General features: G+C 71.0%; 15 protein-coding genes and 2 pseudogenes. 11 read left to right on the top strand and 6 right to left on the bottom strand.

Annotation, left to right across the window (positions count from 1 at the left end):
* Nucleotides 1-95: 95 nt before the first annotated feature.
* Nucleotides 96-1,340, bottom strand: a pseudogene (locus ACIF6F_RS37065) (IS1380 family transposase); the annotation flags it as partial.
* A gap of 510 nt (nucleotides 1,341-1,850) precedes the next feature.
* Here ACIF6F_RS37065 and ACIF6F_RS37060 point away from each other — a divergent pair.
* On the top strand, nucleotides 1,851-2,306 hold the full coding sequence (locus ACIF6F_RS37060) for a hypothetical protein (RefSeq protein WP_399958098.1): 456 nt from the start codon (nucleotides 1,851-1,853) through the stop codon (nucleotides 2,304-2,306).
* A 364-nt stretch (nucleotides 2,307-2,670) separates the two neighbouring features.
* Here the strand turns inward: ACIF6F_RS37060 and ACIF6F_RS37055 are convergent.
* Nucleotides 2,671-2,895: pseudogene (locus ACIF6F_RS37055) on the bottom strand (transposase); the annotation flags it as partial.
* A 198-nt stretch (nucleotides 2,896-3,093) separates the two neighbouring features.
* On the opposite strand from ACIF6F_RS37055, the gene ACIF6F_RS37050 reads away from it, so the two are divergent.
* Nucleotides 3,094-3,408: a hypothetical protein gene (locus ACIF6F_RS37050; protein ID WP_399958095.1), complete on the top strand. Its 315-nt coding sequence runs from the start codon at nucleotides 3,094-3,096 to the stop codon at nucleotides 3,406-3,408.
* Nucleotides 3,409-3,438: 30 nt separating this feature from the next.
* Nucleotides 3,439-3,786: a hypothetical protein gene (locus tag ACIF6F_RS37045; RefSeq protein ID WP_399958110.1), complete on the top strand. Its 348-nt coding sequence runs from the start codon at nucleotides 3,439-3,441 to the stop codon at nucleotides 3,784-3,786.
* On the opposite strand, the gene ACIF6F_RS37040 is transcribed toward ACIF6F_RS37045, so the two are convergent.
* Nucleotides 3,684-3,905, bottom strand: coding sequence for a DUF5133 domain-containing protein (locus tag ACIF6F_RS37040; RefSeq protein ID WP_399958092.1), 222 nt, complete (start codon nucleotides 3,903-3,905; stop codon nucleotides 3,684-3,686). The genes ACIF6F_RS37045 and ACIF6F_RS37040 overlap by 103 nt on opposite strands.
* 228 nt (nucleotides 3,906-4,133) lie before the next feature.
* Between ACIF6F_RS37040 and ACIF6F_RS37035 the strand changes: the two genes are divergently transcribed.
* Both ACIF6F_RS37035 and ACIF6F_RS37030 read left to right on the top strand, forming a co-directional pair.
* A complete protein-coding gene (locus ACIF6F_RS37035; protein ID WP_399958089.1) occupies nucleotides 4,134-8,612 on the top strand; it encodes an aminotransferase class I/II-fold pyridoxal phosphate-dependent enzyme in 4,479 nt (1,492 codons plus the stop codon).
* Nucleotides 8,609-9,406, top strand: a complete 798-nt coding sequence (locus ACIF6F_RS37030) for a class I SAM-dependent methyltransferase (RefSeq protein WP_399958086.1) — start codon at nucleotides 8,609-8,611, stop codon at nucleotides 9,404-9,406. The genes ACIF6F_RS37035 and ACIF6F_RS37030 overlap by 4 nt, the downstream gene beginning before the upstream one ends.
* Here ACIF6F_RS37030 and ACIF6F_RS37025 read toward each other — a convergent pair.
* Entirely contained in the window at nucleotides 9,322-10,623 is a 1,302-nt protein-coding gene (locus tag ACIF6F_RS37025) for an MFS transporter (RefSeq protein ID WP_399958083.1), read from the bottom strand. The genes ACIF6F_RS37030 and ACIF6F_RS37025 overlap by 85 nt on opposite strands.
* Before the next feature lie 162 nt (nucleotides 10,624-10,785).
* Nucleotides 10,786-12,627 carry a glycoside hydrolase family 15 protein gene (locus tag ACIF6F_RS37020; protein WP_399958080.1) on the bottom strand — a complete coding sequence of 614 codons (1,842 nt, stop codon included), beginning with the start codon at nucleotides 12,625-12,627 and terminating at the stop codon, nucleotides 10,786-10,788.
* A gap of 119 nt (nucleotides 12,628-12,746) precedes the next feature.
* Between ACIF6F_RS37020 and ACIF6F_RS37015 the strand changes: the two genes are divergently transcribed.
* The 5 genes from ACIF6F_RS37015 (at nucleotide 12,747) to ACIF6F_RS36995 (ending at nucleotide 18,468) form a co-directional block, all read left to right on the top strand.
* Nucleotides 12,747-13,532, top strand: a complete 786-nt coding sequence (locus ACIF6F_RS37015; RefSeq protein WP_399958078.1) for a glycosyltransferase — start codon at nucleotides 12,747-12,749, stop codon at nucleotides 13,530-13,532.
* A gap of 469 nt (nucleotides 13,533-14,001) precedes the next feature.
* Nucleotides 14,002-15,141 (top strand): glycosyltransferase, encoded by a 1,140-nt coding sequence (locus ACIF6F_RS37010; RefSeq protein ID WP_399958075.1) that lies wholly within the window; start codon nucleotides 14,002-14,004, stop codon nucleotides 15,139-15,141.
* A 178-nt stretch (nucleotides 15,142-15,319) separates the two neighbouring features.
* Nucleotides 15,320-16,078 carry a glycosyltransferase family 2 protein gene (locus ACIF6F_RS37005; protein ID WP_399958072.1) on the top strand — a complete coding sequence of 253 codons (759 nt, stop codon included), beginning with the start codon at nucleotides 15,320-15,322 and terminating at the stop codon, nucleotides 16,076-16,078.
* 51 nt (nucleotides 16,079-16,129) lie between these two features.
* Complete coding sequence (locus ACIF6F_RS37000) at nucleotides 16,130-17,278, top strand: DegT/DnrJ/EryC1/StrS family aminotransferase (protein WP_399958068.1); 1,149 nt, start codon at nucleotides 16,130-16,132, stop codon at nucleotides 17,276-17,278.
* 32 nt (nucleotides 17,279-17,310) lie between these two features.
* Nucleotides 17,311-18,468 carry a glycosyltransferase family 4 protein gene (locus ACIF6F_RS36995; protein WP_399958065.1) on the top strand — a complete coding sequence of 386 codons (1,158 nt, stop codon included), beginning with the start codon at nucleotides 17,311-17,313 and terminating at the stop codon, nucleotides 18,466-18,468.
* 89 nt (nucleotides 18,469-18,557) lie between these two features.
* Here the strand turns inward: ACIF6F_RS36995 and ACIF6F_RS36990 are convergent, their stop codons facing one another.
* The gene (locus ACIF6F_RS36990; protein ID WP_399958062.1) at nucleotides 18,558-19,274 is read right to left on the bottom strand and encodes a TetR/AcrR family transcriptional regulator; all 717 of its coding nucleotides are present in this window, start codon (nucleotides 19,272-19,274) and stop codon (nucleotides 18,558-18,560) included.
* 228 nt (nucleotides 19,275-19,502) lie between these two features.
* Here ACIF6F_RS36990 and ACIF6F_RS36985 point away from each other — a divergent pair, with 228 nt between their 5' ends.
* Nucleotides 19,503-20,072 carry a hypothetical protein gene (locus tag ACIF6F_RS36985; RefSeq protein ID WP_399958059.1) on the top strand — a complete coding sequence of 190 codons (570 nt, stop codon included), beginning with the start codon at nucleotides 19,503-19,505 and terminating at the stop codon, nucleotides 20,070-20,072.
* The last annotated feature ends 10 nt before the right edge of the window (nucleotides 20,073-20,082 follow it).

Raw genomic sequence — 20,082 nt, 5'->3', positions numbered from 1 at the left:
GTCCGAGTAGTCCTTCATCGCCATCGGCGGTGTCTCGCTTCCTCCGGATCAAGCAGATCCAGTATCAACGTGTCCACCACTCAGGGGGAGGCCCCGCGGGTCCAGGCGAGGAGGTCGATCGCCGTGAGGCTGAGTTCGAGCCAGGCCGCGTTGATGGCGAAGTGACGGGAGGGGAAGCGGCCGAATCCGGTGGTCGTGCCGCACCGGATGTGGTCTTCGACGGTGGCGTGTCCGCGGTGGCGGGCCTCCAGGAACTGGGCGGAGCCCTGGCCTGGGTAGGGGGTGTCGGTGAGGAACGCCTGGTGCCGCAGGCCCTCGTCCTGGTCGAACAGGGAGAGTTGGGCGCCGGGGTGTGGTCGCTCGCGGCGCACGATGATGCGGGTGCCGGCCGGATAGCCGGTCAGCTCGACCATCCCGGTCAGCTCGGCGACCGCGGCGCCGGCACGGAGCGAGCCGTCCTGGTCCAGAGCGGGATGCCAGAGACGGTCGGGCATCGCTCGGATCGCCTGGCGGACCGGCTCGGTGATGGCATATCCGACTGAGAAGAAGGTACGGATTCCTCGTTTCCGCACGCCTCGGACGTGGGTGAGGAAGGCCTTCGCGGATCCTGCGCTGTCGGTGCGGACGAGGATGTCGGTGCCGTGCCGGTGGGCGTCGGGGTTCTGTGCGAGGGCGTCGTCCAGCACCGCGATGTGATCGGCGGCGGTGTTGGCTCCGGCGTTGCCGGGCCGCAGGCGCCCGGACATCGCCTCGCCGGTGTTGGCCAGGAAGCACATCAGCGGGTGGAAGCCGAAGCCGCCCTTGTAGGTCGCGGCGGCTTGGTCCTTCTCCGAGTGGCAGGTGCTCAGCGTGGCGTCGAGATCCAGGACGAGCCCGGGCAGTGCACGTCCCCCGGCCCGGGCTGCGGGTATGCCCTCGGCTCGCTCGGCGGCCTGCAGCCAGGCCACCTCCCGGGCTTGGGCGCGGGCTGATCGCAGCCGGTCCAGTACCCGTTCGTCGATGGCGGCCAGCAGCGGCCAGGCCGTCGGCGTGGAGGCGACCGGGCCGAACACCTCGCGCTGGTCCCGCAGAACGGCCAGTTCCGTGATCGTCTCGCCGCCGTCGGCGAGCATCACCGCGAGATCAACGGCGATCCGGCCCGGGTCGTGGCCGGTGCCGCGTAGCCGAAGTGGTCTGAGCGCGGTGGAGTACGCGGTGGTCAGCCCGGCGGCATCGGCAAGATCCGCCAACAACCGTGCCCCGGCGTGAGCAACCACCCCCGCACCGTCAGCGGAGACATGGAGCTTGGGACGCGAACCGATACCCTGCACGCAGAAAGTGCCTTCCGTCTGGACCGACAGAACCCCTCGACAAGGTTCATCGTCCCAGCTCAGAAGGCACTTTCGCGTTGCCGCACAGAAATCGGCCCCACACCAAGTGAAACGGCGAGGCTAGAGGCCGGGTTGGTCGGGTGCCCGATCCGGGGCCGGTTCCCGGTTCGTGAAGAGGGGGATGAATCGGCACCCTTCCGCATGGGAGGCTGGGGCGCCGATCCGCGGGAGCCGGGCCCGCGGACGGTTCAGAGCGTCCGCTCAACTCAGCGCAGCTCGGAATCCTCTCCGAGGGCTGCACCTTCGCCACGGCCTCAGGCAGGAAGGTTTGCCCGATCGATTGGCCTTGCCTGCTTTTCGGAGACCTCCCTACAAGTAGAGTTGGAGTCAACACGGCACGGCGGCTCATTACTTTTGGGCTCGCTGCAGGCCAATATGCAAAACGTGCACGCGAGGCGTCGTATCCGAAGTCGGCCGCGTCTCAATTGATCGATCTGGTAATAATCAATGAAATTCTTGCTTCGGTGGAAATGTGGACTCATGGCGGCTGTTTCCGCGGCTGGATTCCTGTTCCTGTCGACCAGTGGCGCCACCGCCGCAACACCTCCGCCGAACAATACAGGTGATCTTCCAGCGGTCACCGCGAGTTCCTCGGATGATGTAGTGACTCAGCTCGTCTATGCAAGCCCCAAGGTCGCCGGCTGGCGAATCTACCCGTATCAAGTGGCCTGCCCTCCGTCTCACCGTTTTCTAGTGAATGGCAGCAATGGGGACCGTATTAGTTTCAAAAAGTCAGAACATGTCACCGCAACCGAATTTACATCGGGCAGAGAGTATCACGTGGTAGCCGCACTCCCATACATGACCTACAGTGGAATGCAGGGAACTTACTACAACTGGGACATAAGCAGCAGGGGGTGGATTCAGATATCGCTCACCTGCACCAATGATTTTGACAAAGCGAAGCTTCGCACCGACTACATTCCCGTGGGATGACCTCGAATCGGCGAGGGCGTCCCGTCATGCGGTGCAACAGGTCTCCGTCCTGGTCCTTGCCGGTGTCAGGTCGGGCCGGGCAGGGCGCTGAGGCGGTGCTGGCAAGTGTGAAGCCGTCGCGTCAGGGGCAGGTCCGGGACAGGGTGAGCCGGCGGCGGGCGTGCCGGTGATCGGCTCGAACAATGAGCTTCTTCGATGTGGCCACCGATCGGGTGACGGTTCGTGAAGCGCAGCAAGCGAGGCCCCCGAGCTGTTGATCGAGATGTCTGACGTCTCAATCACGTTGCTCGGGGGCCTCGTTGGTCATCCATCCTGCCGCACTCGACCTGCCGCATGCACTCGTGGAGTGGGTCACGATGCTGAGCACCTTCACCTCGACCGGGCCGACATCGGTCAGCACGGTCTTGGTCCGGGTGCCGTTACGAGAGTTGCCACTGTTGCGGCCCGTCGCGTCGTGCTTGTCATAGCCGACGTGGTCGGTGATCTCGCCCTCCAGGGCGGACTCCAGCACCCGCTTGGTGAGCTGCTGCAGCAGCCCGCCCTGGCCGGTCAGCTGCAACCCGTCCGTACGGGCACGGTCGACCAGCATCGCGATCAACTGCTCGTCCGACACCGCCGCCACGGTCGACTCGATGACCGGCTCCTCTGCGGCCTCGCCCACGGTGATGGTCTCGCTCATCAGGCGTCTCCTTGATCATCGGATCCGCCGTTGATTAGACACTCCCCATCCACGGCGGTTGTCCTCGCGCACCGCCTGGAGACGCAGCTGCAAGCGGAGCGCGGGCCGATGGACGACGCGACTGTCATCGTGCTCACCACGCGTGCGTGGCTCACCCTGATCCAGCGGACCGACCCGCGCGGGACGGCCGAGCTGCTGATCACCACCGCGCTCCGCCGGCAGGCGGCTCGGGCCCGTCCCGAGGCGGAGACCATCCGCGCGGCCCGCAACGCGCACGCCGTCTGGCGGATCCTGCGCCGTCAAGACCCTGAGGGGGCCCGGGAGATCGCCGAGTCCCTCGCGGACATGCTCGCCATCCTCGGCGAGGACGTCCGCCGGCAGGACGTCCGCAACCGGACCGGCGCCACCTGCGCCGCGGTGTGACCAACGGGGCCGCCGCCGGGTTGAGGGATCATGCGAAAGACGATCTACGTAATGACCGCCGCGGCGGTGCTCCTCGCGGCGGCGCCCGCCCACGCCGATGCCAAGGCCAGGGACGGCAAGGTCGGGCTGTCCGTGCGGGGCAAGGGCCTGCGGGTGGACCAGGCCGGCGGCTACATGGACGGCCACGGCACCGGGGTCCGCGCCCGGCTGATCACCTACACCCCAGACGGCTACCGGTCGGCGCTCACCGGCTGGAAGGACGCCACCCCCGTCTCTCAGGCCTCCGTGGGAAGCCCTTCGGCGTCGCGCAAACGTTCCTTCGCGGCAGCGAGCGCCTGCGCCGGCTCCTGGGTTCCGGTGACGACGCAAAGGGTGTAGGCGGCGTCCTCAAGAGCCCTCTTGAGTTCCTGCTCCGCAGGTTTCCGCCGGACGTCGGCGGCCAGTCGCTCATAGCGGTCGACGATCTCCCGCAGGGCAGCCGGTGACGGAGCGATCATCGTGCTCTCCTTCTACCAAGACGGTCCCGGCTCGGGGCCCGTCGGGCGCAACCGGCCGGAAATCTTGGTCAAAGCTTCACACAGTGACCATGCCCTGGCATCTCCTGATCCAGGCCTGGTGGTGAGGACGCCCGTGCTCCCCGCGGTGCACTCAGTGCCCGAATGGGAGCAGTATAGGGAAAAGGAGCTGTCAGACGTCCCCCGTAGTCGTCCCGACAGGTGTTCGTTATGCCCCTGAGCGTCCCCGCCCGTACGAGCGAGAGCAGCCCCCCGGCGTCCGTTGCGGGGCGTGGTACTCGTATCTTCCTCACCGCGCTGTGGGCCTGCATGGCCATCGCGGCCGTCATCTACTTCCTCTTCCCCGAGCGGCACACCGTGACCTGGGCCGTCATCGGGCTCGGCGGGGTGGCGATGATCACCACCGGGGTCCGGTTGCGCCGCCCCTCCCGGTGCTGGCCCTGGGTCCTGCTGGCGGCCGCCAACTTCACCTTCACCACGGGCGACACCTCGTACAACCTCATCGAGGCGGTCTTCCACCGGGCCAACCCCTTTCCTTCCATAGCGGACGTCTTCTACCTGCTGACCTACCCCCTGTTCGCGGCCGCCATCTACGGATTCGTCCGCTACCGTTATGCGGAGCGGGACTTGGCAGGTCTGTTGGACGCGCTGATCCTCACCCTCGGGCTCGGTGGCCTGTCCTGGGCGTTCCTCATCAACCCGGTGCGCATGGCTGCCGGGTTGAACTGGGTTGAGCGGGCGATATCCCTGGCCTATCCCCTGGGCGACATCCTGGTGCTCGCCATGCTGTCGCTGCTCGCGCTCGGCGGTCTGCGGAACCGCTCGGTCCAGCTACTCCTCCTCGGAGGACTCGGACTGCTCTCCTCCGACGTCATGTACGGGTTCCTCCAGCTCAAGGACGCCTGGCAGGTGGGCACCCCCATGGACCTCGGCTGGGTGGTGTTCTTCTGCTCGTGGGGCCTCGCCGCCCTCCATCCCTCGATGGCGGCGCTCACCGAAACGACCCCGCACCCGCCGACGACCGGGGCGCAGCGAAGGCTCGTCCTCCTGGCCGGTGCGGCCCTGATCCCGCCGGGCCTCCTGCTGTACCAGGCGATTCAAGGCGACGCCCGGGACGCGGCCGTCGTCGCCGTGCTCTCCGGCGTCATGTTCGTGCTCGTGATGGTACGGATGTGGCTGATCCTGGCCGATCACCGTCGTGCGGTCACCCGGGAGCACGGGTTGCGGCTGGCGGCCGCGGCGTTGGTGTCCGCCAACGGGCCGGGGCGCGTGGCGATCGCCGTGCGGGCGGCGACGGGCACCCTCCTGGGAAGCGACACCCCGCATGCCGCGCACCTGCTCGTGCTCGACGAGGGACGCATGCTGCGGGAGGTGGCCCGTGCCGGTCACCACGGCGAGCTGACGCTCCCCGCCGACGTGGTCGTTCCCGGTCTGGAGCCGGAGTTCGAGGCGCAGATCCTGCAGGCCAACCGGCTGGGAGCGGGTGCGCAGAGCACATTGACGCCCTTCACCACGGTGCTACTGGCCCCGCTGCGTGCCGAGAGCCTGGCATCCGGCGGGCGACTGATCGGGTGCCTCGTCTTCGCGGCGGGCGCCGCCGACCTGGGACGGGCCTCGGTGGTGCTGAAGTCGCTGGCGGCACAGGCCGCCGTGGCCCTGGAGCGCGTCAACCTGAGTGCGGAGGTCAGCCGGCGCAACAGCGAGGCGTACTTCCGGACGTTGGTGCACAACGCCTCCGACGTCATCGTCATCCTCGACGGCGACGACACGATCCGGTACGCGAGCCCGTCGGTGCGCACGATGCTGGTACCCCGCACGGACTCCCCGACGCCCATAACCAGTCTCGTGGTACCCGCAGAGCGCTCCCGCGCCTTGGCGACGCTCAGGCGCGTGCGGGCCGGGACGGACAGTGACGTCAGGGACAGCTGGAAGATGTTCGGGCTGAACGGGAACGAGCTCGACGTCGAGGTCCGGTGCAGCAACCTGCAGCACGAGAAGACCGTTCGCGGCGTCGTGCTCACGCTCCGGGACGTGACCCAGCAGCGGCAGTTGGAGCGCAGGCTCACGCATCTGGCCTTCCACGACCCGCTCACCGGCCTGGCGAACCGGGTGCTGCTGACGGAGCACATCCACAGCGCGGTGGAGCGTGCGGCGCGTCGCGACGCGCTCGTGGCCGTCCTGCTCATCGACCTGGACGACTTCAAGATGGTCAACGATCTGATGGGCCACCTGGTGGGGGACGAGTTGCTCATCGCCGTGGCCCACCGGCTCAACCAGATCCTGCGGCGCAGCGACATGGCCGCCCGTCTGGGCGGGGACGAGTTCGCGGTGCTCGTCGAGGGGGCCGGCAGCACCCGGGACACGGAGAGGATCGCGGCGGAGATCGTGCAGGGTCTCAGCATGCCGTTCCGCCTGTCGACGGGTTCCACCCACGTCTCCGCCTGCGTGGGCGTCTGCACCAGCGAGGACACTCACGACACGGATGACCTGCTGAGGAACGCGGACCTGGCCCTGTACGCGGCCAAGACGGCCGGCAAGCGGCAGTGGCACCGGTACAGGCCCGAAATGCGCAGTGGCATGACGGCCCGTCATGAATTGCAGACCGATCTGGACAGAGCCGTCAGCCGGAGGGACTTCGCCGTGCGCTACCAGCCCATCGTCGACATCTGCACCGGAGAGACCGTCGGCTTTGAGGCGCTGGTGCGGCTGCCGCACAAGGACGGCACCTTCGTCTCCCCGAACGAGTTCATCGCCCTCGCCGAGGAAACGGGCCACATCCTGGGGCTCGGGACCTGGGTGCTCAACCGTGCCGCGAAGGACACCGGGAAGTGGCAGCGGACCCATCCCCGTCTCAAGGGGCTCCGGGTCAACGTCAACGTCTCCGCGCGGCAGTTCCGGGACGCGGGCTGGGTGGATGACGTCCGCCGAGTGCTGGAGCGCTCTCGCCTGGCCCACGGGACGCTGGTGCTGGAACTGACGGAGTCCGTACTGATGCGTCGCGACGACCGCATCCTCGCCTCGATGCACGCCCTGAAGGACCTCGGCGTGTCCATAGCCATCGACGACTTCGGCACGGGGTTCTCGTCCATGAGCTACTTGCGCGACTTCCCCGTCGACTACCTGAAGATCGACAAGTCTTTCGTGAAGGAGATCGTCACGGACGGTCAGCAGATGGCTGTGGCCGAGGGGATCGTGCGCATCGCCGACGCCCTGGGCCTCGAGGTCATAGCGGAGGGCATCGAGACGGAGGCCCAGCGCGAGGTCCTGGCAGGCATGCGCTGCCGGTTCGGCCAGGGCTACTTGTTCTCGCGTCCCATGAAGACGGACGAGGCCGAACAGTACCTGACGGTCAGGGCGGGCGGGAGGCCCGCGGTGGCGGCCCGGTCCCCGGGGGCCCCGGCCCCTTCCAGGACCGGGGACGGCCGGCGGGAGCGCCGGTGGCAGGACCTCGGGCGCTTGCAGCGCACGAACAGGATGTGCGACGCGGTCGTCGACGAGGTCGAGGGGCGGCGGATCCGCAGCGGTGACCACTGGCTCATCGATTTCGCGTCCTGCAACTACCTCGGCTTCGACCTCGACCCGGAGATCATCGAGGCCATCGAGCCGCAGGTGCGGCGGTGGGGGACCCACCCCAGCTGGTCGCGGCTGATCGCATCGCCGCACCTCTACGTGGAGATCGAGGAGCGGCTCACGGAGCTGCTCGGGGCACCCGACGCCCTCGTCCTGCCGACCATCACGTTGATCCACACCTCGGTCATCCCGGCTCTGGCGGAGGACGGCCGCGTCTTCGTGGAGGCCCGGGCCCACCGGACCATCTACGACGGCTGCATGGCCGCGCGGAGCCAGGGCGCCGGGGTCCAGCGGTTCCACGCCGACGACCCCGGGGAACTCCGGGCGCTGCTCTCCGCGGCCGGGACGTCCGGGCCGAGGGTAGTGTGCATGGACGGTGTCAACAGCATGACGGGCAACGCCCCCGATCTGCTCGCCATTGCGGCCCTCTGCCGGGAGTACGGCGCGCTGCTCTACGTCGACGACGCCCACGGGTTCGGCGTCATAGGGGAGCGCCGCGCGGATGAGTCCTCCCCTTACGGGTGCCGCGGGAACAGCCTCGTGCGTCACCTGGGCGAGAGCTACGACGGCCTCCTCCTGGTCGGTGGGTTCTCCAAGGCGTACTCCTCCCTCCTCGCGTTCATCACGGCGCCGGCTCCCGTGAAGGAGCACCTCAAGGTCGCCGCCGCCCCCTATCTGTATTCGGGCCCCTCGCCCGTCGCCTCCCTCGCCACCGTGCTGCGGGGGTTCGACGTCAACGAGGTGCGCGGGGACGCCATCCGTGCGGACCTGCACCGCAAGACGCAGCGGGTGCTGTCGAAGGTGCGCGAGTTGGACCTGGCCACGCCCAACACCGACGGCCTGCCGATCATCGAGATCCCGCTCGCCGATGCCCGGGACGTCGACGCGGTGGGGGAGTACCTGTGGGACCAGGGCATCTTCGTCACCCTCGCCGCCTACCCCCTGGTCCCGCAGCACGAGGTGGGCTTCCGCGTCCAGGTGACGGCCGCCAACACCGACGAGGAGATCGACCACCTCAACAACACGCTCACACGGCTCGCGGAACGGTTCCCCCTCAGGCACGCGGACGACCAGGAACGCGCCCGTCCGAAGGATGCCGTCGACGGGGCCGGACCGTGAGCCGCCATGGCGGGAGCGGTACGGAAGAGGTACGGCGCAACGCCCACGCGGACTGGGACCGCTGGCCCGTGGAGGACTACCTCGAGGAGAACTACCGGCGCCTGTACGCCTGCGACGCCGCCGTGATCCGTCACCACTCCGCATACTGCCGCCCCCTTCCCGCCGGCAGTGTCGCGGAGGCCCTCGAGCTGGGGTGCGGCCCCAACCTGTACCCGTTGATGATCCTCGCGGCGGCGTCCGGGCGCATCGACGCCGTGGAGCCGGGTGCGGCCGGCTACGCCTACCTACGGCGGCAACTGCACCACGGGCCCGAAGCGAGCTGGCAGCCGTTCTACGACCTGTGCCGACGGCTCAACCCGGCGCTGCCGGCTTCGCTGTCCACCGCACTCGAGCGCGTACGCCCCCTGCACGGCGATGTGTCCCAAGTCCGTCAGTATCGGTACGGGCTGGGGTCCATGACGTTCGTGGCCGAGAGCGTGACGGAGGACGGTGCGGAGTTCGCCGCGCTGTGCCGGGCCTTCCTCGGCTGCATCCGTCCGGGAGGCGGTGTCCTGGCCGCGTTCATGGAGAACATGCCCAGCTACCGCATCGGTGAGGGGCCGCTGTGGCCGGCCTTTCCGGTGGACGCGCCGGCGGTCCGCGAGGTCTTCGCACCGCACACCGACCGGCTCGTGGTCCGCCGGGTGCCGAAGGACCCCGCGCTGCCGGACTACGGGCACACGGGCATGCTGCTCCTGAGCGGCACGCGCCGCTCCGACGCGGATGTCCCGCAGCTCGTCATCGGAAGCCGCTGACCGCCGGGCGGGTGTCCTCGACCGTTCGCACACCGGGGACGAACAACGCGGCCGCCGTGACCGCGGCCCCCAGGAGCCCGACGGCGACGAAGGTCCGGCGCACCCCCAGGGCGGCGGCGACGGGGGCTGCAAGGGCGTACGAGAGCGGGGGCCAGGGAGACCGAGACGAACCAGTCGACGCTGGAGACCCTGCCGAGCAGGTCGCGCGGCACCAGGCGCTGCTTGGCCGTGGCCCAGGTGATGATCCCGGCCGTCTCGAGTCCGTTCGACGCGGCGCAGATGAGGGCGAGCTGCCAGGAGGCGGTGGCCAGGCCGTACCCCGCGATCACGAGCGTGGACAGGGCCCACACGGCGTAGGTGAAGGTGATGAAGCGCTTCGGTACCCCCCGGTGCCCGACCACGGCGGCGGTGACCAGCGCGCTGGCGCCCCCGGAGGCCAGTACCAGGCCCAGCTCGACCGCCGATCCGTGCAGGAGGTGCTGGACGACGTACGGCAGGAGCACCTCGACCGGGCCGAGGAAGATGAGGTAGGCGAAGGCGGCGGAGACGTAGGCGGCCCACAGCCAGGGGGTGCGGCGGACGTAGCGGAGGCCCGACAGGAAGTCCGCCCGGACGGAGGGCCTCACCCGCCGTCGGGACGGTGGGATCGGGCCGAGGGTTGCGAGGCAGCCGGCGGAGACCAGGAAGGTCAGCGCGTCGAAGAGGAAGGCCCAGCTGGTGCCGAAGGCGGCGACGAGCAGTCCGCCCAGGGGGGCTCCGGCGATCTGGAGGGTGGAGGGCCGGACGAACTGGTCGAGTGCGTTGGCCGCCACGAGTTGGCCGGAGGGCACCAGTCCCGGCACCGCCGCGTCGAAGGCGGGCGGGAAGAACGCCCCGGCCGAGCCGTAGAGCGCCATCAGCACGATCAGGTGGGTGAGCCGCAGGGTGCCGGCGAGCCCCAGTGCGGCCACGGTCGTCAGGATCGCCGCTCGTGCGCAGTCACTGCCGAGCATGATCATTCGCCGGTCGCAGCGGTCGGTCACCACACCGCCCAGCAGGACGAGGAGTACCTGTGGAGCGGCGATGGCGGCCGCGACGGCGGATATCGCTCCCGGACGCGGTGCCAGGGTGTAGACCTGCCACACCAGAGTCACGAGGAGTACGCCGTCCCCGAGCAGGGAGGCGCTCATGCCCAGCCACAGGATCCGCAAGTCCCGGTGCGCGAGCGGCGTGGTCAAGGGGAAACGGCCGACGGACCGGGGCACCTGGTCCGTCACCGCGGATTCGTCGTCGGATGCTCCGGGCCGGGACCGTCACACGGTGTCACGGCGCGAGGATAGCAGCGCCGCAGGACGGGCCTGGACCGTGGAGCCGGGAAGGCGCGGTGCGGCGGGCGCCGGCTACCAGCGCTCGTGCACCGGTGCGGCCCGGCCGTCGGCGGGACGGCGCCGGCCCCGGGCGTCGTTGAGCATGAAGGCGGTGTTGACCACGGCGACGTGGCTGAACGCCTGGGGGACGTTGCCCAGTTGGCGTCCGGCCGCCGGGTCCCACTCCTCGGCCAGGAGCCCCACGTCGTTGCGGACCGCCAGCACCCGCTCGAAGACGTCTCGGGCCTCGGCTGTGCGGCCGGCCAGGCACAGGGCGTCGGCCAGCCACAGGGTGCAGGCCAGGAAGGTCGCCTCACCGCCCGTCACGCCGTCCACGCCGTGGACTGCGGGGCCGTTGCCGTTCGCCGGCTCGTAGCGCTGGAGGAAGCCGTTCCGCTCGAGCCGGTGCATCGCCTCGATCGTGCCCAGGGCCATGCGCCCCGCCGGGGCGACGAACCCCAGTTTCGGCAGCAGGAGTGCGGACGCGTCCACCCCGTTCGATCCGTAGTACTGGACGAAGGTCCGCTGCTCGGGGTCCCAGCCGTGGCTCAGGACGTCCGCGCGGATCTCGGCCCGCATGGCGCGCCAGCGGCCCTCCAGATAGCGCAGGCCCGTGACGCGGGCCATGCGCAGGGCCCGGTCCGCGGCCACCCAGGCCATCACCTTGGAGTGGACGAAGTGCCGCTGGGGTCCGCGGACTTCCCACAGGCCCTCGTCGGGGTCGCGCCAGTGCTTCTCGAGGAAGCCGAGGAAGGAGGCGATCAACTCCCGTACCCGGCCGTCGATGGGCACTCCGGCGCGCATCGCGGAGTAGAACGTGTTGAGCACCTCTCCGTAGATGTCCAGTTGGAGCTGGTGGGCGGCGGCGTTCCCGGCGCGCACGGGGCGGGAGTCCGCGTACCCGGACAGCCAGGTCAGTTCCTCCTCGGGGAGCCGTCGATGGCCGCCGACCCCGTAGACGGGCTGGAGGTCGGAAGGATCTCCGCCGACCGTGCGGACGAGCCAGTCGTTCCAGGCCGCCGCCTCCTCGGCGTAGCCGCTGCGCATGAGGCACGAAAGGGTGAAGGTCGCGTCGCGCAGCCAGCAGAACCTGTAGTCCCAGTTGCGCTGCCCCCCGAGGGTTTCCGGAAGGGAGGTGGTCGCCGCGGCGACGATGCCGCCGGTGGGCGCGTACGTGAGGGCCTTGAGGGTGATGAGCGAGCGGACCACCGCCTCGCGCCAGGGGCCCGTGTAGAGGCACTTGGACGTCCACTCCTGCCAGAAGGCCAGCGTCCGGTCCAGCAGGGCCTGTGGTGCCTGTGCCGTTTGCTGCTCGATGTGGGACGGGCTCCAGCACAGGGCGAAGCAGAGCCGCTGGCCGGCGGTGACCGTGAAGGAAGTGGTGACCAGCCGGTCGTCGACCGAGACTCGCACGCCGGGCTCGCTGAGGAGGTACGCGGAGTCGGGGCCGACAGCGCAGCGGATGCGGTGCGCGTCGAGCTGCTGGGCCCAGGGCACGATCCGGCCGTTGTCGAAGCGCAGCCGCAGTTCGCCGGTCATCTCCACATGGCCGGACAGGCCTTCCACGATGCGCACGAGCTGGGGGAAGTCGCTGCGCGGCGGCATGAAGTCGGTGACCCGCACGGCTCCCGTGGCCGTGTCCCACACGGAGTCGAGGACGAGGGAATCGCCGCGGTAGGACCGGCGGTTGCAGCGTCCTCGACGGGCCGGGCCCATCCGCCACTGGCCGTTCGCCTCCGTGCCCAGGAGGGCGGCGAAGCAGGCCGGCGAGTCGAAGCGCGGCACGCACAGCCAGTCGATCGCCCCGTCCGTGCCGACGAGGGCGGCCGTCTCCAGATCGCCTATGAGGGCGTAGTCCTCGATCCGGCCGGCCATGGATGGAATTCTAGCTCCGGGGTGTGCACGGCCGCAGGGCGGGCACCGGCCGCCTTGACCGGCGGTGGGGGCGGACGCATGATGAAGTCGATCCAGCAGGGTCCCGCCGGAGGTGCACTTTGGCTGCTCATCCCCTGCGTCGGGCCACCGACGACCGTCCCGACGGACCGGACTTCCCTGCGTCGACCCTGGTCGTCCTGATGCGGCACCGGGGTGCCACTCTCTCCTGGCTGGCCCGTGACACGCCCGACTGCATCGACGAGGTGATCGTCGTGGGCGGGCCCCTGGACGTCCGCGTCCGCACGGAGCTGTTGCGCCGGCGGCCGGGGCTGCGGCTGCTGGAGGCAGCCGGCGGGGACGACGGCGCGGGCCGTCCTCTGCAGGGGATCGGGTCGGCGGCCGGGCGGCGCATCGTCCTGATGGACGCCCACGGCAGCATGTCCCCCCGTGAGATTCCCCGCTACCTGCACTACCTCGACTCCGGTTTCGACTTCGTCAAGGGTTCCCGGTTCATCGCGGGCGGGGACTGCTCCGGCTATCCGGTGTTGCGCCGCCTGGGCCACCGGGCGCTGCTGGCGGTCGCCTTCCTCCTTTACGGCCAGCGGCTGACGGACCTGTGGTACGGGTTCTGCGCGTTCCGTCGGGAGTTCCTCGACCTCCTCGCCGAACGGCTCACCGACATCGAGCTGGTGGGCGCCGAGACGGTGGTCCACGCACTCCACTTCGGGCTGCGGGTGGCCGAGGTGCCCAGCACGGAGCGGTCCCGGACGGCGCGCCGGACCGGTAGGCACACGGTTCGGGACGGCCGGCGTCTGCTGTGCCTGTTGTGGCGCGAGCGCCCCCGCAACATCCTCTTGAGGCGCCTGGCGCGCCTCCTGGCCCGGCGCCGGGCCCAGGCGTCGTGACGGACCCGGCGTCGTGACGGGCCCGGCGTCGTGACGGGGCGCGGGCGCGCCGGGGCGCCGCGCGCCGGGGGTGTACCGCATCCCACCGTTTGACCGTTAGGGCCGCGCGTGTTACGCCTCATAGGTAGGTTCCTGCCGAATCTCACCGATCTGCGATGGTTGACAGAAGGCGCCATGACCGTCCCTTGCCGCCAGCGTCATCCGCTGCGACGGTGGTCGGACTGGCCCGTGGTCCTGCGACGGGGCTCCGAGTCTCCCCCGCCGGCGCGGCGCAGGGCGCATCCCGCCCGGCGCGCCTCCGACCGCGCCCGGCGCGCGGCTGACGGGGCCCCCGCGGTCCGCTGCCGGCGGCCCCGGACCGGCCCTCGCGGTCGACGCGTCCGGGAGAGGTCGGCGCGGCACTCACGCACGCGCGGGAGCAAGAGGCCCGGACACCCAGGGGACTGCCCGCCGGGGAGCGGGGCCCGCCATGGCCCCTGAAACGGGGCGGGCCCGGATCCTCCTGGTCACCGACGGGCCCGCGACCGAGACGGCCGACGGCGGGGGCGAGCTGGCCCTCGGCATCGCGGGCTGCCTGCCCGAGCCGGAGTTCACCTGTTTCACGCGCTGGCCTGAGCACCGCGGCGGGCGCCGGCCTTCCGTGGACCGCACGCTCCCGGTCCTCGTACGGGGCGGAGCTCCGTCAGGGGCTCCTCAGCGCCTGCAGACGGCGGTCGCCAGTGCCCTTTTCAGCCGCCGCTTCGACGCCCTGCACGTCGTCATGTCCGTGGGGTCTTCGTTCCCGGCGTTCTCCCGGTGGTGGGCACGGGCGGTGGCGGGCACACCAGTCGTGCACACCGTGCCGGGCATCACCGATCCCGCCGCGTTGGCCGGCGCCCGTCCGCTGGGCAGGACCGTCGCGGTGTGCGGGGCGACTGCGGCCGAACTGGCGGCGGCCGGATTCGGCGAGGTGGTGGTGATTCCGCCGGTGGTCCCGTCGGCGGTCCCGCCGGGCCCGTGGCGACTCAAGCCGCGTGAGCTCGGGCCCGTGCCCGTCGCGCTCGTCGTCGAGTCCGGTGATGGTGACGGGGGTCTGCAGGACGCGGTTTCGGCGGTGGCCGCCGCTTCGGCGGCCGGAGCGGTGCGCCTGGTGGTCCTCCTGCGGGCCCGTCCGGGCCGGCGGGCGGCCGCGCGGGAGGCCGCGGTGCGCCGTCACGCCGTCCGGCAGGGCCTGCTGGACACGGTGGTCTGCAGCGGGATCACCGATGTGGACCGGCTGTTGGGCATCGCCGACGCCCTGTTGTTCCTCCCCCGCGACGGAGCCGGAGGAGTCGACTGCCCGTCCGTGGTGCTCCAGGCCCTGGCGGTCGGCCGACCCGTCGTCCTGACGGGCCTTCCCCGGTTCGCCGGGCTCAGGGGCGCGGTCCTCAGCGTCACCCCCGGGGATCCGGACAGGGCGGGGCAGGTGCTGCGCGAGCTGCTCGACCGGCCCTGGTGGTGGGAGAGCGTCGCCGGTCAGGGCAAGGAGCTGGCCGGGGAACTCTTCTCCGGCGAGGTCGCGCGGGCCCGCTACGAGCGGCTCTACCGTGCCGTCGGCGTGTGGGCGCAGGAGGTGCCCCGACGGCCTTGACGTCGGGGATCGGGAAGCGCAGAGTGTACGTATACGACGTAAATAGGCCATGTAGCCTTATAGCGGACATTTACGATGCCTGAGGGTCGGAGTCCGCTCGCCGCCGCGCAGGATCGGGGACGCGCGTGCACCCACTTCCCCAGAACCCGTAAGGGTGTTCCCCACGGAGTGACCTGCGATGAGCAGTCTGTCTGTCGTCATGCCCGCATTCAACGAGGCGTCCAACCTGCCTTCGGTGATCGCCACCGTTCCCGTGGCCGAACTGGCGGAAGCAGGGTGGGACACGGAACTGGTCGTGGTGGACAACGCGTCCACTGACGGCACGGGGGACGTCGCCCGTTCCCTCGGGGCACGGGTGGTCTTCCAGCCGGAGCGGGGCTACGGCAACGCCTACCACGCCGGTTTCGCCGCGGCGCGGGGGGACGTGATCGCCACCGGCGACGCCGACCGCACCTACCCGTTCGACGCGCTGCCGGGGCTCCTCAAGGTCCTGGACGCCCTGGACGTGGAGTTCTTGATGACGAACCGGCTGGTGCGCGCCAACCGCGACGCGATGGCGCCGACGCACTCCATGGGCAACCACGTGCTGAGCATGATGAGCCGCCTGCTGTTCCACAACGGCGTGCACGACTCGCAGTCGGGCATGTGGGTCTTCCGCCGCTACCTGTGGCAGTCCCTCGACGTCCGGTCGACCGGCATGGCGTTCTCGCAGGAGATCAAGAACGCTGCGACGCTCTCGGGGTGCCGCTGTCTCGAGGTCCCGATCACCTACCGCATGCGCGGGGGCGAGGTGAAGCTGCACGCCCTGCACGACGGCACGGCGAACCTCTGCCAGCTCTTCGCGCACCGGCTCCGCCGCCGGAGCGTCGCCGCCGCGCTCCCCGCCGAGGCCCCGGTCCGGGCCGCCGAGCGCCGGCCCGACCGCACCGCGGCCTGAGCGCAGACCGCGGGAAGACCGATGCTGCGACGCCCTCTTGAGGATCGTGTGATGACTCTCCATCCCCTCCGTCCCCGTCCAGCCGGCCACAAGGCCGGGCGGACAGCCCGTCCCGTGGCGGCCGGCACCGGCGCCGGGGCATCGGAGTTCGAGCGGGACTTCGCCGCCTACGTACAAGCCCCCCACGCCGTGTCCGTCGGCTCCGGCACCGACGCGATCGAGTTGTCGCTGCGCGCCCTGGCGCTGCCGCCGCAGGGCCGTGTCCTGCTGCCCGCCATGACACCGCACGCCGTGGCGCGGACGGTCCTGCGCTGCGGGCTCCGGCCGGCACTCGTCGATGTCGACCCGCTGACGGCGATGCCGTCGGCGGAGACCGTCGCGCGCGCGGTCCGCGCCTGCGGCCGGCCGGCCGCGATGGTGACGCTGGACTACGCGGGACGTCCCGCGCCGGTGGCCGAGCTGGCCGAGGCGGCGGGGCTGCCGCTGCACCGGGTGCTCGAGGACGCCTCGTACGCGCTGGGCGCGTACGTGGACGGCCATCCCGTCGGGTCGGGCGCGCAGACCACCTGCTTCGGCTTCCGCACCGACACGGACCTTCCCCTGGGGCGCGGCGGCATGGTGACGACACGGGACGAACGGCTCGCCGCGCGGATCCGCCGCGCGGAGGGAGCCGCTCAGGGCCTGTGCCTGCCCGATGCCCTCGCCGCGCTCGGGCGCGCACGACTGCCGGGTCTCCGTGACCGGCAGCGGCGGCGCGAAGTGGTCGCGGCCCGGTACACGGCCGCCCTCCACCGGCTGCGGGGACTGACGTGCCCGGCACCCCCGCAGTACGGGTGCCACGCCTGGCACCTGTACCTGCTGCGCGTCCTGGACGAGTTCGGTACCGGCAGGGACGAGGTGGCCGCCCTCCTGGCGGAGCGGGGCGTGGGCACCTCCGTCCGCTTCGCCCCCCTGCACCACACGGCGTACCTCCGGCGGCACACCCAGCTGCCGCCCGACGGCCTGCCGGGGGCCGATTCCCTGTCCCGGCAGCTCCTGTCCCTGCCGATCGGCGCGGCGCTCCCGGAGGCCTCCGTGGACCGCGTGTGCGCGGTGATCGCCCGGTCCTCCGGTGCGGGCGGTGCCCGGCACCGGCCCCGGCTCCGGACGTTCCCCCCGACCCGGACCGCACCCCCACGGCCGGTCCGCGACGCCCGGTAGCCGTCGCCCGGCAACGCGAGAATGGTGATCCCATGAGCGCGTCCCGCCAGCGAGGAGGGGGCCGGCTCCACGTCCTCCTCGTCAGCCACTACTACCCGCCCCACATCGGGGGCATCGAGATCGTGGTGCGGCGCGAGGCGGAGGGACTGCTCGCCGCGGGAGCCGAGGTCACCGTGCTCACCAGCGGAGACCGGTCGTCCGTGTGCGTCCAGGACGGCGTCCGAGTGGTCCGGGTGGCCGCCTGGAACGCCGCCGAGCGGCGTGCCGGGATGCCCTTCCCGCTCTTCTCACCCGCCTTGCTGCCCGTGGTCGTGCGGCTGGCGCGCCGGGCGGATGTCATCCACGTCCACGACTGCCTCTACCTGAGTTCCTGGGCCGCCGGACTGGCCGCACGGCTCACCCGCACGCCGTACGTCCTCACGCAGCACGTCGCCGTCGTCGACCACCCCTCCAGGCTGGTACGGGCCGTCGAGCAGCTGCTGTATGCACTGGCGGGCAAGTCCCTGCTGCGTCACGCGCGCACCGTCTTCACCCTCAACGCCTCGGTCGGCGCCTTCGTACGGGCGTGCGGCGCCCGCGACCAGCGCCACCTGGCGAACGGAACCGACACCATGCTGTTCTGTCCCGCCGCCGACGAGGAGGAACGAAGGCTGTTGCGTCGGCGGCTGGGGCTGCCGTCCGACCGCCTGCTGGTGCTGTTCGTGGGCCGGCTGGTCGCCAAGAAGGGGTACGACCTGCTGCTCGCGTCGCACTCTCCCGAGGCGGGCTACGACCTGGTGCTCTGCGGGGACGGGGACGCCCGCCCCCTCGCCGGCCGGCCGGGCGTCCACCACCTCGGCGGTCTGTCGCCGGCCGAGGTGGCCGGCGCGTACCGCGCCTGCGACGTGTTCGCGCTGCCCTCGACCCGTGAGGGCTTCCCCCTGTCCGTCCAGGAGGCCATGGCCTCGGGGCTTCCCGTGGTCACCACCGACGACCCGGGCTACGCGCCCTACGGGCTCGACCGTACGCAGGTGTCGCTCCTGCCCCGTGAACCGTCCGTGCTCGCCGGGCAGTTGCGTGAGCTGGCGGCGGATCCGCAGCGCCGGGCGCGGATGGCGGGCTATTCGCGCGCGTACGCCGAGCGCGCGTTCGCGTGGGACGAGCACGTGCGCACCCTGCTCGCGCACTACAGCGGCCTGCGAGGGCCCTGACCCCGCGCGTGGAACCCGCGCCCTCCCGCCGGCGGTCCCGCGGGAGAGCGCGGCCAGGGGGTGTCCGGTCATGATCCGCCGGACACCCCCTACGGCTGTCCGCTCCCGAACCGGTCGAGCAGGGCGTCCAGACCCGCGAGCAGGCCCACGCCGCCACCGCGCTCGGCGAGCACCGGGGTGATCTCGCGGAGCGTGGGGAGGTCGTGCGCCGGCATGCGGTGCAGGCCGAGCCGGAAGGAGGGGTCGGGTTCCGCAGGGTTGTCGACCACGGCTCCCAGCTCCACCGCCACGTATCCGAGGATCCAGGCCGTGACGGCACGGAAGAGGGCCGCGCTCTCGACGGGGCCGAAGCCGGCCTTCCTGAGCAGGGCGAGCACGCGCTCGTGGCTGGCGAGGACCGCGACCGGTCGTTGGGCCAGGGGCACCGCCAGCATGCGGGTGGCGAGCAGTGGTACCACGTGGGGGTGGCCCAGGCATGCCCGGTACGTGTGGAGGGCCACCGTGTGCAGTCCGGCCCTCCAGTCCGCTTCCGGGACGGCCGGGGCCTGGTCGATGCCCTGCTCCAGCTCCGTGTAGAGGGCCTCGACCAGCCCGTCCAGGAGCCCGTCCTTCCCGTCGGCGTAGCGGTACAGGGCCATGGCCTCGACGCCCAGTTCGGCGCCCAGTCGCCGCATGCTCAGTGCGGACAGGCCCTCTCGGTCGACCAGCTCGAGGGCGGCCGCCAGCACGATCGCCCTGCTGAGCCTGCCGCGGTGTCCGTGGTCGCCCGCGCGCCGGGCGGGACCGGCCGCCGGGTTCCGTGCCATGAGGCTCCTCCTGTCTGCCGCCCTCTTGACTGTGCCCCAGATGGGGACAATCATGTATGTATACGGCGTAAACAGATAAAAACCTGTCAGAGAGAGGATGCCTTCCACCGTCGGGTCACCCGATCGTGGAGGCCACGTGGCGCCTTGCGTGCTCGGGGCTTGTGTTCGCGCGCGTGCGCTGGAAGCGTCTCAGGGCCCGCACAGGGCGTTCCCCCGGAGTGACCTGCGATGAGCAGTCCGTCCGTAGCCAAACTCGCATGGACCGAGATGTCGGCGGTCTGCCGTCGCCCCGCGCGCCGGTTCCGCGCGAGGCGGATCCACGACTCCGCCCCGGCGGGCCCCCCGCGGACGCCATCCCACCGGCGCACGATCCTCCTCGTCCTGCTGGCACTGCTGGCGGTCGTGGTGAGCGTGGTGGTCGTCGTGGCCACGCCCCGGATCAGGGAAGAGCTGAAGCGGTCCTTCTCTCCAGTGCCGGCCCGGTACACCGAGCTGTACTTCACCCGCACCCCAGTCGTCGCGGGGGGCTCGGTCCGCGTCCCGGTCAGCGTGGACGCGCACGGGACCGGCGTCCGCACGCACCGGCTGCTGGTCTCGCTCGAAGCGGCCGACGGCCGCACCACGGCATCGGCCGCCACCGACCTCACGACACCCCCCGGAACTCCCGCGGAGGCCGTCTCCACACTGCCGCTGCGCGCGGGATCCGTCCTGGTGCGGGTCTCCCTGCAGGACGGCGGTCAGAGCCTGCACTACCGGCTGCCCTCCCAGGGCGCCCCGGCACCGGTGGGTGCACCGTGACCGCGGCGGC

Origin of the sequence: Streptomyces sp. NPDC086023 (assembly GCF_044540325.1) — a bacterium.
GTDB lineage: Bacteria > Actinomycetota > Actinomycetes > Streptomycetales > Streptomycetaceae > Streptomyces.
This window is presented reverse-complemented; position numbering and strand designations above follow the sequence as displayed.

Coding starts and splice junctions, on each gene's coding strand:
- ACIF6F_RS37005 (WP_399958072.1), top strand. CDS start 15,320: ATGAGCAGTCTGTCTGTCGTCATGCCCGCATTCAACGAGGCGTCCAAC.
- ACIF6F_RS36995 (WP_399958065.1), top strand. CDS start 17,311: ATGAGCGCGTCCCGCCAGCGAGGAGGGGGCCGGCTCCACGTCCTCCTC.
- ACIF6F_RS37035 (WP_399958089.1), top strand. CDS start 4,134: ATGCCCCTGAGCGTCCCCGCCCGTACGAGCGAGAGCAGCCCCCCGGCG.
- ACIF6F_RS37000 (WP_399958068.1), top strand. CDS start 16,130: ATGACTCTCCATCCCCTCCGTCCCCGTCCAGCCGGCCACAAGGCCGGG.
- ACIF6F_RS37020 (WP_399958080.1), bottom strand. CDS start 12,627: ATGGCCGGCCGGATCGAGGACTACGCCCTCATAGGCGATCTGGAGACG.
- ACIF6F_RS36985 (WP_399958059.1), top strand. CDS start 19,503: ATGAGCAGTCCGTCCGTAGCCAAACTCGCATGGACCGAGATGTCGGCG.
- ACIF6F_RS37060 (WP_399958098.1), top strand. CDS start 1,851: ATGGCGGCTGTTTCCGCGGCTGGATTCCTGTTCCTGTCGACCAGTGGC.
- ACIF6F_RS36990 (WP_399958062.1), bottom strand. CDS start 19,274: ATGGCACGGAACCCGGCGGCCGGTCCCGCCCGGCGCGCGGGCGACCAC.
- ACIF6F_RS37010 (WP_399958075.1), top strand. CDS start 14,002: ATGGCCCCTGAAACGGGGCGGGCCCGGATCCTCCTGGTCACCGACGGG.
- ACIF6F_RS37040 (WP_399958092.1), bottom strand. CDS start 3,905: ATGATCGCTCCGTCACCGGCTGCCCTGCGGGAGATCGTCGACCGCTAT.
- ACIF6F_RS37050 (WP_399958095.1), top strand. CDS start 3,094: ATGGACGACGCGACTGTCATCGTGCTCACCACGCGTGCGTGGCTCACC.
- ACIF6F_RS37045 (WP_399958110.1), top strand. CDS start 3,439: ATGCGAAAGACGATCTACGTAATGACCGCCGCGGCGGTGCTCCTCGCG.